The 14,615-nt window shown below is 67.3% G+C and carries 16 protein-coding genes and 1 tRNA gene; 8 read left to right on the forward strand and 9 right to left on the reverse strand.

Annotated elements, in window-relative coordinates:
* The first annotated feature begins 46 nt into the window (after positions 1-46).
* From FPT20_RS01710 to FPT20_RS01725, 4 genes are read left to right on the forward strand one after another with little or no spacing between them, the layout of a single operon-like run.
* Positions 47-1,225, forward strand: coding sequence for a demethylmenaquinone methyltransferase (locus tag FPT20_RS01710; protein ID WP_158861969.1), 1,179 nt, complete (start codon positions 47-49; stop codon positions 1,223-1,225).
* A complete protein-coding gene (locus FPT20_RS01715; RefSeq protein WP_158861971.1) occupies positions 1,225-2,304 on the forward strand; it encodes a polyprenyl synthetase family protein in 1,080 nt (359 codons plus the stop codon). Before FPT20_RS01710 ends, FPT20_RS01715 begins: the two co-directional genes overlap by 1 nt.
* A gap of 18 nt (positions 2,305-2,322) precedes the next feature.
* Positions 2,323-3,693 (forward strand): FAD-dependent oxidoreductase, encoded by a 1,371-nt coding sequence (locus FPT20_RS01720; RefSeq protein ID WP_158861973.1) that lies wholly within the window; start codon positions 2,323-2,325, stop codon positions 3,691-3,693.
* 50 nt (positions 3,694-3,743) lie between these two features.
* Positions 3,744-4,784, forward strand: a complete 1,041-nt coding sequence (locus FPT20_RS01725; protein WP_158861976.1) for an alpha/beta hydrolase — start codon at positions 3,744-3,746, stop codon at positions 4,782-4,784.
* Here FPT20_RS01725 and FPT20_RS01730 read toward each other — a convergent pair.
* Both FPT20_RS01730 and FPT20_RS01735 read right to left on the reverse strand, forming a co-directional pair.
* Positions 4,735-5,223: a YajQ family cyclic di-GMP-binding protein gene (locus FPT20_RS01730; protein ID WP_158861978.1), complete on the reverse strand. Its 489-nt coding sequence runs from the start codon at positions 5,221-5,223 to the stop codon at positions 4,735-4,737. The genes FPT20_RS01725 and FPT20_RS01730 overlap by 50 nt on opposite strands.
* Before the next feature lie 98 nt (positions 5,224-5,321).
* Positions 5,322-5,465, reverse strand: coding sequence for a hypothetical protein (locus FPT20_RS01735; protein ID WP_199246065.1), 144 nt, complete (start codon positions 5,463-5,465; stop codon positions 5,322-5,324).
* A 172-nt stretch (positions 5,466-5,637) separates the two neighbouring features.
* Here FPT20_RS01735 and FPT20_RS01740 point away from each other — a divergent pair, with 172 nt between their 5' ends.
* Positions 5,638-5,964 carry a helix-turn-helix domain-containing protein gene (locus tag FPT20_RS01740; protein ID WP_158861982.1) on the forward strand — a complete coding sequence of 109 codons (327 nt, stop codon included), beginning with the start codon at positions 5,638-5,640 and terminating at the stop codon, positions 5,962-5,964.
* 127 nt (positions 5,965-6,091) lie between these two features.
* A tRNA-Tyr gene (locus tag FPT20_RS01745) sits at positions 6,092-6,173 on the forward strand.
* Positions 6,174-6,276: 103 nt separating this feature from the next.
* On the opposite strand, the gene FPT20_RS01750 is transcribed toward FPT20_RS01745, so the two are convergent.
* Positions 6,277-6,789 (reverse strand): hypothetical protein, encoded by a 513-nt coding sequence (locus FPT20_RS01750; protein ID WP_158861984.1) that lies wholly within the window; start codon positions 6,787-6,789, stop codon positions 6,277-6,279.
* Positions 6,790-7,031: 242 nt separating this feature from the next.
* On the opposite strand from FPT20_RS01750, the gene FPT20_RS01755 reads away from it, so the two are divergent.
* Both FPT20_RS01755 and FPT20_RS01760 read left to right on the forward strand, forming a co-directional pair.
* Entirely contained in the window at positions 7,032-7,562 is a 531-nt protein-coding gene (locus FPT20_RS01755) for a hypothetical protein (protein WP_158861987.1), read from the forward strand.
* Between the two features lie 5 nt (positions 7,563-7,567).
* Complete coding sequence (locus FPT20_RS01760) at positions 7,568-8,401, forward strand: hypothetical protein (RefSeq protein ID WP_158861989.1); 834 nt, start codon at positions 7,568-7,570, stop codon at positions 8,399-8,401.
* On the opposite strand, the gene FPT20_RS01765 is transcribed toward FPT20_RS01760, so the two are convergent.
* Genes FPT20_RS01765 through FPT20_RS01790 form a run of 6 tightly spaced genes read right to left on the reverse strand, consistent with a single transcriptional unit; the run spans position 8,385 to position 14,593 of the window.
* Positions 8,385-8,867, reverse strand: a complete 483-nt coding sequence (locus FPT20_RS01765; protein ID WP_158861991.1) for a helix-turn-helix domain-containing protein — start codon at positions 8,865-8,867, stop codon at positions 8,385-8,387. The genes FPT20_RS01760 and FPT20_RS01765 overlap by 17 nt on opposite strands.
* Positions 8,867-11,746 (reverse strand): hypothetical protein, encoded by a 2,880-nt coding sequence (locus FPT20_RS01770; RefSeq protein WP_158861993.1) that lies wholly within the window; start codon positions 11,744-11,746, stop codon positions 8,867-8,869. The genes FPT20_RS01765 and FPT20_RS01770 overlap by 1 nt, the downstream gene beginning before the upstream one ends.
* A gap of 29 nt (positions 11,747-11,775) precedes the next feature.
* A complete protein-coding gene (locus FPT20_RS01775; protein WP_158861995.1) occupies positions 11,776-13,422 on the reverse strand; it encodes a glycosyl hydrolase family 28-related protein in 1,647 nt (548 codons plus the stop codon).
* A gap of 9 nt (positions 13,423-13,431) precedes the next feature.
* Positions 13,432-13,590: a hypothetical protein gene (locus tag FPT20_RS01780; RefSeq protein ID WP_158861997.1), complete on the reverse strand. Its 159-nt coding sequence runs from the start codon at positions 13,588-13,590 to the stop codon at positions 13,432-13,434.
* Complete coding sequence (locus FPT20_RS01785; RefSeq protein WP_158861999.1) at positions 13,590-13,973, reverse strand: hypothetical protein; 384 nt, start codon at positions 13,971-13,973, stop codon at positions 13,590-13,592. The genes FPT20_RS01780 and FPT20_RS01785 overlap by 1 nt, the downstream gene beginning before the upstream one ends.
* A gap of 2 nt (positions 13,974-13,975) precedes the next feature.
* Positions 13,976-14,593, reverse strand: a complete 618-nt coding sequence (locus tag FPT20_RS01790) for a hypothetical protein (RefSeq protein WP_158862001.1) — start codon at positions 14,591-14,593, stop codon at positions 13,976-13,978.
* Between the last annotated feature and the right edge of the window lie 22 nt (positions 14,594-14,615).

The following is a 14,615-nucleotide window of genomic DNA, read 5'->3' on the forward strand; positions in this document are numbered from 1 at the left end:
CGGACGCGGAAATGCACGGGTGTGCGCCGCAGCCTAAGCTGGTGGGGTGAGTAAGGCCGACCTCAGCAAGCAGCCCGCCCAGGTCGCCGCGATGTTCGACGAGGTGTCGACCCACTACGACCGGACCAACACCGTCCTTTCGATGGGGAACGCGGCCCTCTGGCGCGTGGCCACCACGCGAGCGGTCGCCCCGGCGCCCGGCGAACGGATCCTCGACGTGGCGGCCGGCACCGGCACCTCGAGCGCATCCCTCGCGCGCAACGGTGCGAGCGTCGTCGCGGCTGACTTCTCGGCCGGGATGATCGAGGTCGGGCGCGAACGCCAGGCCGGGAACCCGTACGTCTCCTTCGTGCAGGCGGATGCGACGGCGCTGCCCTTCCCGGACGACTCGTTCGACGCGGTGACCATCTCGTTCGGCCTGCGCAACATCGTCGACCCGCGTGCGGCGCTCGCCGAGTTCTTCCGCGTGACCAAGCCCGGCGGGAGGGTCGTCATCTGCGAGTTCTCGCGGCCTCCGCTCGGCCCCATCCGGGCCGGGTACAACGCGTACCTCCGGTATGGGATGCCCGTTCTCGCCAAGGCCGCGAGCTCGAACCCTGCCGCGTACGAATACCTCATGGAGTCGATCCAGGCGTGGCCGAGCCAGCCCGAGCTGGCGGCCTGGCTGCGGGAGGCGGGCTTCGATCGCGTGGCGTACCGCAACCTCACCGCGGGCATCGTGGCGCTGCACCGCGGGTGGAAACCGCTCGCTGTGTCATCGGCGGCGCCGACTGCTGTGAAGTCGAATGCTGCGACACAGACCGCTGCCCAGGGGGACGCAGCGAGTCCGACGGCCGCCAAGCCGGCTGCGGCCAAGCCGGCTCCTGCCGAGCCGACTCCTGCCAAGCCTGCTGCGGAGTCCCCCGCTGCGAAGTCGACCGCTGCGAAGTCGCCCGCTGCGAAGTCGACGGCTGCGAAGTCGCCCGCTGCGAAGTCGACGGCTGCCAAGTCTGCTGCTGCGAAGTCGACGGCTGCCAAGTCGGCTGCCGCGAAGCCGACCGCGGACAAGCCGGCTGCCGCGAAGTCGACCGCTGCCAAGCCGGCCGCAGCGAAGTCGAGTGGCACCAAGCCGCGCACCCGCACCTCCACCGGTTCCGCATCCGGCACCGGCACTGCGAAACCGACCGAATCCGATCGGCCGGCGCGCTCCGAAGACCCATCGTCCATCCCACCTGAGGGGGAGTAGTGGCCCGAAGCGTTCCGGTCGTCCGGCGCCCGCCGTCGCTGACCAGTCAGCTCGGCCTCACCGAGCGGATCTTCGCGCGCGGGGAGGACCGAGAGCTCGCGAACGCCGTCGACGCCGGCCTCGCCCAGGTCGAGGAGGGCCTGCACCGCGAGATGCAGTTCGCTGACAACCTCGCCGACGTGACCGCGCGCTATCTGCTCGAGGCGGGAGGCAAGCGGGTCCGGCCGATGCTGACGCTGCTCGCCGCCCAGCTCGGTGACGGCAACCTCGCCGGGGTGATCCGCGCCGCCGAAGCGGTCGAGATCACGCACCTCGCGTCGCTCTACCACGACGACGTCATGGACGACTCCCAGATGCGGCGCGGCGTGCCGAGCGCCCAGTCGGTGTGGGGTAACTCTGTCGCCGTGCTCACCGGCGACCTGCTCTTCGCGCGCGCGAGCAAGCTCGTCTCGACCCTCGGGGAGCGCGCCATCCAGCTCCAGGCCGACACCTTCGAGCGACTCTGCCTGGGACAGCTCCACGAGACGATCGGACCGGAGGACGGCGAGGACCCGATCGAGCACTACATCCGGGTGCTCGAGGACAAGACCGGCTCGCTCATCGCCGTCGCCGCGCAGATGGGCATCGTCTTCTCGAACGCTCCCGAGAGCTACGAGCAGCCCGTGGTGGTCTTCGGGGAGAAGATCGGGGTCGCCTTCCAGATCATCGACGACGTGATCGACCTCTCCGCGCAGGGCGTGAAAGAGACCGGCAAGACCCCCGGCAACGACTTGCGCGCCGGCGTGGCGACGCTGCCCGTGCTGCGTCTGCGTCAGCTTGCCGAGACGGACGCCGCGGCGGCCGCGCTGCTGGAACGGCTGGAGCGCGACGTGATCGGTACCGCCGAGGAGGGCGAGATCACCCCGGAGGCCACGGCCGCCATCGCAGCTCTCCGCGACCACCCGGTGACCGCGGATACGCTGGCCGAGGCGCACCGCTGGGCGCGGGAAGCGGTCGAGGCGCTCGACGCCCTGCCCGACGGCCCGGTGAAGAAGGCCCTCATCCGCTTCGCGGACACGATCGTCGAACGTTCGAGCTGAGCGAGAAGGAAGCTTCGCATGACCAAACTCCGACTGGCCATCGTCGGCGCCGGCCCGGCCGGCATCTACGCCGCCGACATCCTCCTGCGCGCGGAGCGGAACTTCGACGTGTCGATCGACCTGTTCGAGCAGCTTCCCGCGCCGTACGGCCTGGTCCGTTACGGTGTCGCCCCCGACCACCCGCGCATCAAGGGCATCATCGGCGCCCTGCGCGAGGTGCTCGATCGCGGCGACATCCGTATTTTCGGCAATGTGGAGTACGGCCGCGACATCACGCTCGAAGACCTGAAGCACCACTACAACGCCGTCATCTTCGCCACGGGTGCCGTGCGCGACGCCGCCCTCGAGATCCCCGGCATGCACCTCAACGGCTCCTACGGGGCGGCCGACTTCGTGAGCTGGTACGACGGTCACCCGGACGTCCCCCGCACGTGGCCGCTCGAAGCGAAGTCGGTCGCGGTCATCGGGAACGGCAACGTGGCGCTCGACGTCTCGCGGATCCTCGCCAAGCACGCCGACGACCTCCTGCCGACCGAGATCCCCGACAACGTCTACGAGATCCTCAAGGACTCGCCGGTCACCGACGTCCACGTGTTCGGCCGTCGCGGGCCCGCGCAGGTGAAGTTCACGCCGCTCGAGCTGCGCGAGCTGGGTGAGCTGCGCGACGTCGACATGATCCTGTACGACGAGGACTTCGACTACGACGAGCAGTCCCGCTCTGCCGTCGCCAGCAACAAGCAGGTCATGGTGATCGACCGTGTGCTGCAGTCGTGGCGCCAGCGTGAGGTGGGCTCCGCGAGCCGTAGGCTGCACCTCCACTTCTATGCGAAGCCGCTCGAGGTCGTCGGTGACGAGCACGGCAACGTGGCCGCACTCCGCTACGAGCGCACCGCGCCGGACGGCGAGGGCGGTGTGCGCGGGACCGGCGAGATCCGCGAGGTCGAGATCCAGGCGCTGTACCGCGCCGTCGGCTACTTCGGATCGCCCCTGCCCGACATCCCGTTCGACAAGCGGCACGGCGTCATCCCGAACCACGAGGGTCAGGTGCTGCGCAAGGGCGACAACGAGCGCATGTACGGCGTGTACGCCACGGGGTGGATCAAGCGCGGGCCGGTCGGACTCATCGGTCACACGAAGTCCGACGCCATGGAGACGATCAAGCATGTGATCAACGATCAGGGCAACTGGTGGTCGCCGGCAGACCCCTCCGAGGAATCGGTGGAGAGGCTGCTCCGCGAGCGGGGTGTGGAGTACACGAACCTCGACGGCTGGCACAACCTCGACGCCCACGAGCAGGCGCTCGGCAGCGAGCGCGGCCGCGCACGGATCAAGGTCGTGCCGCGCGACGAGATGGTCCGCGTCTCCAACGGGGTGCCCGCCGTCGACTGACTGCGACGAGCCACTCGCGCCGGAGAGGCTCCCCCTGGCAGGCTGAAGGCGTGAGCAGCGCAGCGGAGTGGCGGCCCGACGTGCTCGGCGACCCGTTCGAGCAGCTCACGCTGCCGCTGGAGCCCGATGTCGAAGGCGACGTGGTCGCCACCCTCGTCCGTTACGCCGCCGCACCGCACCTGCACCTCCATCGGCCCGTCGCCTCCGGGATCGACGTGCTCTACGTGCACGGTTGGTCGGACTACTTCTTCCAGTCGCACCTCGCCCGCTTCTGGCACGATGCCGGCGCGCGATTCTTCGCACTCGACCTCCGCAAGTACGGCCGCAGCCTGAGACCGGGGCAGACGCCGGGGTTCGTCGACGATCTGGCGACCTACGACGAGGACATCGAGGCCGCTCTGGAGGCGATGGGTCACGGCGCGAACGGACGCGACCATCAGCGCTCCCTCGTGCTCCTCGGCCACTCGACGGGCGGCCTCACGCTGAGCCTCTGGGCGGCCCGGCACCCCGGCCGGGCCCGGGCTCTCATCCTGAACAGCCCGTGGCTCGAATTCCAGGCGCATTCCGCGGGCCGGTCGGCGCTCACCCCGTTCGTCGACCTGCAGGCCCGCATCGACCCGAAGGCGCCCATGCCGAACGTCGACCTGGGGTTCTACACGCGCACCGTCTCGAGGACACAGGACGGCGAGTGGGACTACGACCTCGCGTGGCGCCCGGCGCGCGGGTTCCCGGTGCATCCCGCGTGGCTGAGGGCCGTGCTCGTCGGGCACACGAGGGTGGCGGCCGGCCTCGAGATCGATGCGCCCGTGCTGACCCTCCTGTCGAAGCGGTCGACGCTGGTGCCGTACTGGTCGGAGGAGATGCGCCGGTCCGATTCCGTCCTCGTCGTGCGGGACATCGCGACCCAGGCGCTGCGTCTCGGCGACACCGTGACGATCGCGTGGATCGACGGCGCGCTGCACGACGTCTTCCTGTCCCCGGAGCCCGTCCGAGAGATCGCCTACCGGCGCATCGAGCGCTGGCTCAGCGGGTACGCGCCGGTCAGCGAAGGTTCACGAACTGGAGCGCGACGTCCAGATCCGCGTTCTTGAGCAGGGACATCGTCGCCTGGAGGTCGTCGCGGCTCTTCGAGCTCACGCGCAGCTCGTCACCCTGGATCTGCGCCTTCACGCTCTTCGGCGCCTCGTCGCGGATGAGCTTGCTGATCTTCTTCGCGGCATCCTGCTCGATGCCGTTCTTGAGCCCGACCTCGACCCGGAACTCCTTGCCCGACGCGTAGGGCTTCCCCGCGTCGAGCGATTTGAGCGAAATGCCGCGCTTGACGAACTTCGACTCGAGAACGTCGAGGACCGCCTTCACGCGCTCCTCGGTGTTGGCCTTCAGGAGGATCTTCTCGCCGCTCCAGTCGACCTCCGCTCCGACGTTCTTGAAGTCGTAGCGCTGCTCCACCTCTTTGCGAGCCTGGTTGACGGCGTTGTCCGCCTCCATCTTGTCGACCTTGCTGACCACGTCGAACGAGGAGTCTGCCATATTCCCGATCCCTTCGATCTGCCGAACGACAAGTCTACCGATCGGGCTGTCGCCGGGCAGACCCGACTCGGACGGTCCGGCCGTCCGGCCATCCCCGGTCAGGCGGTCTGCGCCAGCTCGGCGTAGTAGGTCACGTGGCAGCCGTCGCCGGCGCACTCGACGCAGAGGACGATCTCCTCGCTGTGCTGGTTGGGGTCGGCCCCCGTGCCGTCGCACCGTTCGCAAATCTCCACCGTTCTCATGCCCACGATTCTGCGCCCGACCACCGACAGCGCCCGCACCCGCATCGGGGTGTCGCGCATCCGTTTCCATGGCCCCGAACCCGACGACGAGCGCGACGCTCGGATTCTGCTCAGAGCAGAACGCGCCGACGGGGGCGGCGCGGATCGCGTGTCCGCGGCTTAGGCTGTCGCCATGCTTGTGCGGCACGCCCTCGGCACCGTGCTCCGCCGGATCCGGACGGAGCGGGGCACGACCCTGCGTCAGCTCTCCGAGCGGTCCAGCGTCTCCATCCCCTACCTCTCCGAGATCGAGCGCGGTCGCAAGGAGGCGTCGTCCGAGATCGTCGCGGCGCTCTGCCGCGAGCTCGACGTGTCGGAGCGCGATCTCCTGACCGCGGTCGCGGCCGAGTTCGCCGGTGCCCCGGTGATCAGCCTCCTGCCGACCGGTGCGGAGACGGCCGACGCAGCTGCAGCCTCCTCCGCCGACGCGGCCGCGCCGGTCGTGGCGCTCGCGGCCTGACGCTCCGAACCGCTCCGAACCGCGCCGGAATGCTCCGAAACGCCCTGGAACGGCGCTGATTTCGTCTGCGAGCGCGCGACGAGTATTCTTGTCTGGCGCCATCCGGTCGGCAGACCGCGGTGCAGCCGGCGAGTTACCCAAGCGGCCAAAGGGATCTGACTGTAAATCAGCTGTCTACGACTTCGGGGGTTCGAATCCCTCACTCGCCACGCCAGGAAAACAAAGGGGACTCGGACTATCCGGGTCCCCTTTCTCGTTGTTCGGGGCCCGATGTGTGAGCGGTGTGCGAACAACGGACCGTTGCTCGATCCGTCACCTTTCCTCCGGTAGGGACTGAACCCAGGCCCGCAGATCCTCGGCCAAGATGATGGCCTTACTGAGCGCATAGTGCACGACGAGGTCGTTCCGTCTCACAAAGCTGCGCAGGAAGCTCGGGGAGACGCCGCATTCGAGGGCCGCGTCCTCCAGGGAGTACGCCACGCGAGCCGAAGCCTCGCCGGGCGCTCGCACCTTTACGGCAATGGGCCCCTCGTTCACCGCGTCCGCTCTAGTCGCCTCGAGGACGCCCGCGCGCGCCATCTCAAGCCGCACGCCAATTGCCACGCGCTCCTCGAGCTCGTCGCCGAGCTGGTCCCACGGGCACCAGAAGGTCCCCGCCCGATCGACCACCTCGCACGGCTCCGGCCGGTCAATGAGTTCCGCGCGGACGTGGACGTTGTCGTCGACGTCAAGTAACCGTGCGCGTTCGATCGGCTTTCCCTTTTCCGGACGCCACGCCCACACCTGTCCGACTCGCATCTTTGGCTTGTTCCAGTGCACTGACATGGACGCACCGTACCCCTGATCCATGGCGGGGGGCCAGAGCGTTTTTGCCCGCTCACCTGGGATATTGCCCTCGGTGAAGGTTTCCTTGCCGCACGGCAATCTTCGCCCACGGGCGGTGTCCTCGCCGGGCGCTATTAGGTCAGATCTCACGTGACCTGTTCGCTGAACGTAAAGGGTCGGCCGCCACTGCCCCGTCCGGGGTGTACCGAAGAGTCTGGTCTGGCCGCTACGATCAGCGAATTATGAGGAAGTCTCTGATCGCACTGGTGCTGGCGGTGCTGGCCCTCAGCGGCTGCTCGGCGCACGGCGAAACGGTCGCTCAGCCGAGCGACTCCACCCGCAGTGCCGAAGCGAGCCCGACGCCGACGCCGACGGTTCACACGATGAGCCTCGACGAGGCAGCCAAGTACTACCTCGCTGGCGTCTGTGCGGCGAATAAAGCGACGGCAGCGAACAGCGCCGCGTTCGCTGCGCAGGACCTCGCCGCGGTGAAACAAACGGCGGCCTCGGCGCGGGATGCGTATCAGGCAGAAGCCAAGGCGTTCACGGACACGACGGTGGTCTGGCCGTCTGCCGTTTCCTCGGCCGACATCAAGCTCATCACCGACGCAGACTTCGCCATCATCTCGAACTACGACGCTATATCGACAGCGCAATCATTCGAGGCGGCGTCCGCCACATCCAACGGCTACGTGGACAACGGAGCGGCCGCGGCGGCCCAGCGGATTCGGCTTGCGCTCAACCTGTCTGCAGATACTTCGGCAGGCTGCTGAGTCGGATGGGGCGCAAAGACAGCCAAGGGACGGTCACATACCAAGGGACCTCGTTCCATGACGCGGTCCTTCCTCAACCGTTGCGATTTGCGCCCCCTTACGCTCATCTCGCCGCCGACCCTCAGGCTTTTTCGCGGTTCTGGCAGTTCGCAAGCTACGCGTTCGATCTGCCAGACCCGGCCGCTTTCCCCGCGTTTCCTGAACCGTTCGACCCAGATGAGGCTGCGCGAGCACGACGATTCGTGTCGACGTGCCGGGACCTCGCGAGTTACTCACTCATGAGCGCTCATGACGGTGTCACATTCACGATCAAGGCGGACGGGACCGCAGACATTCAGACTCAAAAGAGCCCTCGAGAGAATGTCGGCGGCTTCATAACTCAGTTCAGGCAGCTGTATGCCAAAGACGAGAGCGCAAGCTACAGTGACGTCGTCGGCATCATCTCCCGCCTCACCCGAACCACCACTGACTCCTTCCAGGATCGACGCCAGGACATTCTCAGCGCCTGGAGACGGGCGCACGGGCGCTTGCTCCAACAGCGGGTCGAAGCCATCGTGGCGCGCAAGCACGTCAACAGTGCATACGTGGGGCAGGGTGACTCTCCCACCCCTATACCGTTCGAGCACGCGCGGCCCACAGAACTAATCTCGCGATACATGTACGGGGAATACATCCACTACGGGGAGAAGCGAGAGGCACTCCAGGCTTTCCGCAAGAGCGAGAGCGAGCTCATCATTGAACTCGATTACCTGAACTTCCTCGAGGCGGCTATCGGCCTCGCTCACTACTACCTTGGCTTCTCGATACTGGCGACGCGAGCGTTCAAGCTGAGTGCGTAGACGTGACGCCCAGGGCGTCGCCCAAGCGGCTGAGGAGGCTGGTGGCGTCGTCGAGGCCGGGGGTACCGTCGGCCGCTTCCATCTTCATCGCAGCTGTGATGTGGGTCTGGATCGCTTGAGCGATGTCGCGCTCGTTCTGCGCGGGCACGAAATCGAGCTCCCGCGCCTTTTCTACCCCTACCTCGGTGCGTACGAGGGTCTTGAAGGTCGGTGCCTCCAGCCGGTCATACAGCGCTTCCGCACGCTTGTATGCCCGGAGCTTGAGCTCCAGCCGGCGGGCCTTCCCGTCTACTTCGCGCGCTTGGTTGGCAGCCTTGACCTGTGCCCGGTCGAATTCGAGACCTTCACGCTTCGCCCACGCCGAGATAGTGGAGGGGGAAACCCCAAGCTCCTTGGCGATGGCATTGCAGCCCAGGCCCTTGTCGAAGAGATCTCGCGCCCGGGCGCCTCCAGTGAACGCGCCCATCAGTACGCCACCTTCTGCATCCCGGAACGGAGCCCAGCCCGCTGACGAGCCGCCGCCTGATTGACCACGATCTGTGCCTCACCGTTCGCCATCTCACGAAGCACCCCGAACAGGGAGCCGTCCATGAAGATCGGCCGGTCCCCGCTCTTCGGCCCGACCGATGCGAGAGCCGCGGCAGGGTTGTCGTTGTACGCCTTCATGAACTGCGGGTCGTAGCTGGCGGATTTCTCCTTGACCACGAACTCGCCCTCGGTGAGCATCGCCGGGACCATGTCGGTGCCCTGCGGCTGCCACATGCCGTGCCCACCCACAGCGAGGTAGTTCATCGGCCCGCCGGAAGCCCGGTACGCCATGACGTCGCCGCCGTGCGCGAACTTGTACGCCCCACCGGTGGTGTTGGCGGGCATCTGAGCCGGCGCGCCCACGTTGTTCGTGACGACGGTCAGGGTGACGGTCTGGTCGTGGATCGACGCGAGCTCAGCCTTGAACGCTGCGAGCTTGGCCGAGGCCGCGTCCGCGTCCAGTTCAGCCTGCGTCTTCACCACAGGCGGCACCGCGTAGTACTTGTCGATGAGCGCCTGGATCGCCGGGGTCAGCTGCCCCGTCGCGGTGAGCTGGTCGATGAGAGCCTGCTTCGACGCGGCGAACGCTTTCGTGCCCGCCTCCGTGGAGCCGGTCTGCTTCGCGATCGCCTCCGCGGCCTGCTGGTCCGCCGCGACCTTCTGCTCGAGCGCCTGCTGGTTCGCGACCGCGGCCTTCGAGTTACCGTCGATCGCGGTGCCGTTCTGCTTCAGCGAGTCGAGGAGCGTGTTCCCCGCCGCGGCCGCACCGGTCTGCGCCTGCGCGACGGAGAGCATGCCACCGTTGAGGAGCGTGAACGCGTTCGTCAGCAGGGTCGCGGCGTCGTTCTCGAACTGCAGTTGCCGGGTCGTCGCCGCCGCCTGGTCCGCGTTCTGCTGCTGCGCCCCCTTCGCGGCGAGCATCTGCGGCACCGACATGCCGTACGTGGCCGCGAGAGCCTGCGCAGCACGCAGCTGCGCCGCCGAGGAGATCGTCGACTGGCCCTGCGCCTGAGCCACATCGTTGTACGCCTGGATCTGGCTGGAGATCGCGCCGTGCGTGCCGTTCAGCTTGCCGATCAGCTCCTGCGCCGCCTTGCCCTGATCGGTCTGCACTCGAATGGCTCGGTAGCCGGACGCCTCAATCTTGTAGCCGGCGTCCACCTGCTTCTGCAGGGTGCTGATCAGCTTCTGCCGGGCGGCGTCGTCCGTGGTCGTGGCTGCGGTGAGTTCCTTCGTGCTGATGTTCAGCTTCTTCGCCAGGTCGAGTGCACCGGACTTCTGGAGGTTGTCCGCCGCCTGAGCCTGCACATGCTGGCCGATCACACCGTTGTCCTGCTGCACCGCCGCCGTATAGTCCTCGGTCGCCTGAGTGGCCTGCCCAGCCCCGACAGCGATGCCGACAAGACCAGCAGCGAGGAGCGACGCGGCACCGATGATCCACCCGACCGGGCCGGAGGCAATGTCCGCGGCCACACCGACCGCGCCGAGCCGCCACGCCACATCCTCGAGGACGGGCGCGATGGCCTCCCACTTCATGAACATGGTGAACGCGGCGATCGCGCCGGCGAGGATCGGCGGGAACGCGGGCCCGAGCATGCTGAGCAGCGACAGCAGGTTACCGATGAGGCTAATCGTCCCCAACAGGACAGGGCCGAGGGGCGAGAACGCCTGAATCAGGTCCAGGATGCCGTGGAGCAGGTTGCCGAGCGCTTGCGTGACCTGCGGGAGCGAGGTGATGGCGTCCTGTGTGAACTTCGCCAGCCCCCCGTCCTGGGTCCAGTGGGTGAACCCGGCGGCGAGCTGCTCAACGTAGAACCCGGCCTGCACGAACAGGGGGTTCATGACCCGCAGCGCCGTGACGACACCGGTGGTGACGACAGACGCGGCGGTGCCGAGCTCGCCCGAGAACACACGGATCTCGTCGTTCAGTGCCGGGAGTTCGTCGTGCACGGCCGACAGGGACCGGTCGAACCCGTTGAGCACCCCACTGGACGCGGTTGTCTCAAGCTGCTGCAGGTCACCCTGGAGGATCTGCAGCCCGGCGCGGTACTCGTTGCCAGCCTGGGTGCCGTCCTGCATCTGCTGCTTGATGCCAAGGATCGCGAGGACACCGGCGGCGCCCATTCCCGCCATACCACCAGCGATACCGACCGCGGCACCGGCGAGCTGCGACGCGAGGGGGATCGCTGCGGCGATGCCCGCGACGACAAGGCCGAGGCGCCCGACGTTGTTCTGGTTCGACTGGGCGGCCTTGTCGGTGGCGTTGCGGTCAGCTTCCAAGGCTGCCGCTTCACGCAGCGCAGCCACCGCGGACCGGTCGGACTCCTCCGCCTGGCGTGCCTTCGCGGCGGTGAGAGCGTCCTCCGCAGTGGCGGCGCGTGCTGCCGCCGCCTCGGACCGCTGGATGGCAACCTGCACACCGAGTTCCGCGGCGGCGAGCTGCCCATCCGTCATGCGGGTCTTGTCGCGGCGCTCGTCGAGGCGCATCTGCGCGACGATGGCCCGCTGGGTGGCGACCTCGGACGCAGCCTCCGCCGCCGTGAGACGGTTCTGCGCGGCAGTGACCTCGTCGATCTTCGACGCGCCCGAGCCGCCCTTCGCGCCCACGTTGACACCGGTGAGGCTGCCCTCCGCCGCTCGGAGCGCTTCGATCTTCGCCATCGCCTCGGCGACGTCCGCGTTGACCTTGATGTTCGGGTCAGTGCGACCCAACTCCCGGGCCCGGGCCTCGGCTTCGTCGAGTTTGCGGTCCCAGTCGGACTTGTCCAGTCGCAGGTACGCGACGATCGAGCCTTCGGTGGTGTGGGTATCGGGCATGATCGGTTCTCCTTGCGCCTACGCGGTCGTCACGGCGTGTCGGCGGTGAAGCTCACCGCGATCCAGTCGTTCGTGGACATCGCGAACGGGACCGTCGAGCTGAGCGCCTGGATGCTCCGGTCGGTGAGGCTCATCACCCCGATGGTGACCAGGCCCGCACTGGTGACGTGCGCCATGCCCTGATAGGTGGCCCCGCTGGTGCTGTTGACCATGATCGCGTTCGCGGGGATGCGCGCGTTGAACAGAGTCAGCCCGGTGGCGACGCTGATCGCCCCGGTGATCGCGCTGGTCGACCCGAGGGTGATCTTGATCTCGCAGAACAGCCGCTTGCCGACCTTGTTGTACTTCGCCAGGACCGAGCCGTTACCGACAGTGAATCCCGTCACGGTCGGATTCGAGATGGCAAGCGACGTTCCGAACGCCGAGCCTGCGGTGGCACTGTCGATCAGGATCGTGCCCGTACCAGAGTCCACAAGCTGCCCAGTGCCCATCGCGCCGTCGACCCGCGTCCCTGTGCCCGCGTTGGTGATGATCGCGGCGGGGTTCGAAGAGTGCGAGCGAAGCGCCGTGTAGAGGGCCCCGCTGGCAATGGTGACTGCGTTCGCCAACGCCCCCGATGACCCGCCGTACATGGGGGCGTCGAGGACGGTGCCGCGCGCCCCGGAGAGCACGTTGAAGCAGCCGCCCGTGTTCGCTTCGAAGTACGGGTTGTAGAACGCGTTCAGCTGGCCCGAGACCTGCACACCGATGCCGGAGCAGCTCTGCGCGATCAGCGAGTAGAACGAGTTCGCCCACGACGTCGACCCGATGATGACACCGTTGCCGCAGCGCTCGATGTCGAGCATGGTGAACGCGTTGTTGTTCGTGGCGGTGTCGAGGTTGATGCCGGTGGAGCAGCCGCGGATCATGAGCGCAGTGAACGTGGCTTCGTTGACGTTCTGCGTCCACACACCGAGGTAGAAGTTCGCCACCTTGACCCGGGACACCTTCAGGTTCACGACGCTCATGCTGGACGAGCCGACCGCGATTCCGGTGCTGGTCCCGGAGCCGGGGCCGATCAGGGTGAAGTCCTCCACCCCACCGGAGTTCACTTCCGTGTCCAGGATCGTGATCGCCGTGCCCGTGGTGCCGGAGAAGCGGATGACGGTGCCGTTGTAGTTCGCGTTGTTCGCGTAGTTGCTGTCACCGAACGCGCCAGTCCGGTCGCGCCAGTCCTGTTGTCCCGCACCGCGCAACGTCTGCCCGTGGCCGAGGGTGACACCGGACGCCCACACGCTCACCCCAGCCGGGACGGTGATAACCCGGCCAGGGTTGGCATTCGCGGCGGCTTGCACGGCCCCACTGTCGTCGGTGGCACCGTCGAGCTTCGCGCCGTAGTCTCGGACGTCGATGTTCGTGGCAGTGGAGGTCCAGTTGCCGCTGGTGCCGCACCCGCTGAAAGTGCTCCCGGACGTGTGCGTCGTCTTGGCCTTGACGATTGCGCCGGAGAACGGGCTGATGACCATCTGGCCCGCCGTGTACTGCGTGCTCGGAGCCCACGGGCGAACGTCGAGGCCGTACAGGGCCGCCGTGTCCGACATGGCCGAGGAGTACTGCGTCTCCATGTTGTTGAGATGGTCTGGGTTCAACGCCGGGGGGAGCCCGAGATTGAAGGGGCCTGACTTCGTGTACGGCATGCGGGCTCCTTAGCCGGGGAACAGATCGTCGGCCGGGTACAGGTCGTCCGAGGGGTACAGGTCGTCAGCGACGAGGGGAGGTGCCTTCTTGTTGCGCTTCCCCCGTTCTGCGGCCGGCTCGGCGGTCTTCTCGGTCGTCTCCTGTCCGCCGGCTCGCTGTTCGGCCATCAGTCGGTCTTTCCGAGGCTGTTGAGCGTCCGGTCCTGCTGCTCGAACTTCAGGCTGTCGATCTGCATGTCAAACCAGTCGAGACCGAGGGTGTCGAAGATCTCCGAGGGCGACGGCGTCTGGCTGACCCAGCGCATCTGAGACTTCGCGAGTTCGACTGCGGCCTGCGGGTCGTCGAAGCCCACGCGATCCCCGTTCGGCAGCTGGACTCGGTCGCAGCCTTGGTCGATCACGTCGACCCGACCTGCGATGAGTTCGCCCTTCACGAGGGCGTAGAAGTCGGGGTTGGACAGCTGCTGGTGGGTGACGACCCGTCCGCTGATGTCGGCGACCTTGGTCGGGTTGCCGAACTGGCTGAGGTGGTTGTAGTCGAGTTCGGCCATGATCAGATCTCCTTGATCCAGTCGCCCGCGACTCCGCCGGACTGGTCCCGGATCCGGGACTTGAGCGGGGCGAGCAGGGTTTTGACGACAGTCGTCGCCGGGATGAAGTCATAGCGCTTGCCGCGGAACGTGAACCAGGACGCTCCCGGTACGTTCGGGAAGAACCGGGACTGGAGGGCGTCTTCTGGGTCGGTGTAGTTGACGTCGTGGCCGGCGTACTCGGTGATGGCCCACACGGCCCTGTTGCGCTCGATCAGCAGATCCAGCGCCTTCTCGATGTGCGGGCGTGCCTGCTCGAGCTCGGCGGACACCTCGGCGGAGACGTCCTTGGTGGCTGCGTCCAGGTAGTTCTTGAGGAGGTTCGCGTACTGCTCGTGACGGAGCTCCTCGGCACGCTGGGCGGCCTTCTTGGTGGCTGCGTCTCGGCGAATGCGTGCCCAGCCGGCGCGCTGCTTCGCTTCCTGCAGGTCGTCGATGGTCACCGACTCGTCACCGTTGCGAGCGGCGGACTCGAGGTCAGCGGCGAGCTTGTCGGCTTCCCGGAGCTGCTCCTCCGCGTCGGCGATGATCGATGCCGGCGTGACCGTGGTGGGGTTGTGCCTGGCGGTGCCCATGGTCACGCCCCCTTTGTGCCGAAGAGCT

The organism is Leifsonia sp. AG29 (genome assembly GCF_009765225.1).
GTDB lineage: Bacteria > Actinomycetota > Actinomycetes > Actinomycetales > Microbacteriaceae > Leifsonia.

Excerpts from the sequence above, each read along its gene's own strand:
- FPT20_RS01750 (WP_158861984.1), bottom strand. The coding sequence starts at position 6,789 with ATGTCAGTGCACTGGAACAAGCCAAAGATGCGAGTCGGACAGGTGTGG.
- FPT20_RS01730 (WP_158861978.1), bottom strand. The coding sequence starts at position 5,223 with ATGGCAGACTCCTCGTTCGACGTGGTCAGCAAGGTCGACAAGATGGAG.
- FPT20_RS01770 (WP_158861993.1), bottom strand. The coding sequence starts at position 11,746 with ATGCCCGATACCCACACCACCGAAGGCTCGATCGTCGCGTACCTGCGA.
- FPT20_RS01775 (WP_158861995.1), bottom strand. The coding sequence starts at position 13,422 with ATGCCGTACACGAAGTCAGGCCCCTTCAATCTCGGGCTCCCCCCGGCG.
- FPT20_RS01780 (WP_158861997.1), bottom strand. The coding sequence starts at position 13,590 with ATGGCCGAACAGCGAGCCGGCGGACAGGAGACGACCGAGAAGACCGCC.
- FPT20_RS01740 (WP_158861982.1), top strand. The coding sequence starts at position 5,638 with ATGCTTGTGCGGCACGCCCTCGGCACCGTGCTCCGCCGGATCCGGACG.
- FPT20_RS01760 (WP_158861989.1), top strand. The coding sequence starts at position 7,568 with ATGGGGCGCAAAGACAGCCAAGGGACGGTCACATACCAAGGGACCTCG.
- FPT20_RS01755 (WP_158861987.1), top strand. The coding sequence starts at position 7,032 with ATGAGGAAGTCTCTGATCGCACTGGTGCTGGCGGTGCTGGCCCTCAGC.
- FPT20_RS01785 (WP_158861999.1), bottom strand. The coding sequence starts at position 13,973 with ATGGCCGAACTCGACTACAACCACCTCAGCCAGTTCGGCAACCCGACC.
- FPT20_RS01765 (WP_158861991.1), bottom strand. The coding sequence starts at position 8,867 with ATGGGCGCGTTCACTGGAGGCGCCCGGGCGCGAGATCTCTTCGACAAG.
- FPT20_RS01720 (WP_158861973.1), top strand. The coding sequence starts at position 2,323 with ATGACCAAACTCCGACTGGCCATCGTCGGCGCCGGCCCGGCCGGCATC.
- FPT20_RS01735 (WP_199246065.1), bottom strand. The coding sequence starts at position 5,465 with ATGAGAACGGTGGAGATTTGCGAACGGTGCGACGGCACGGGGGCCGAC.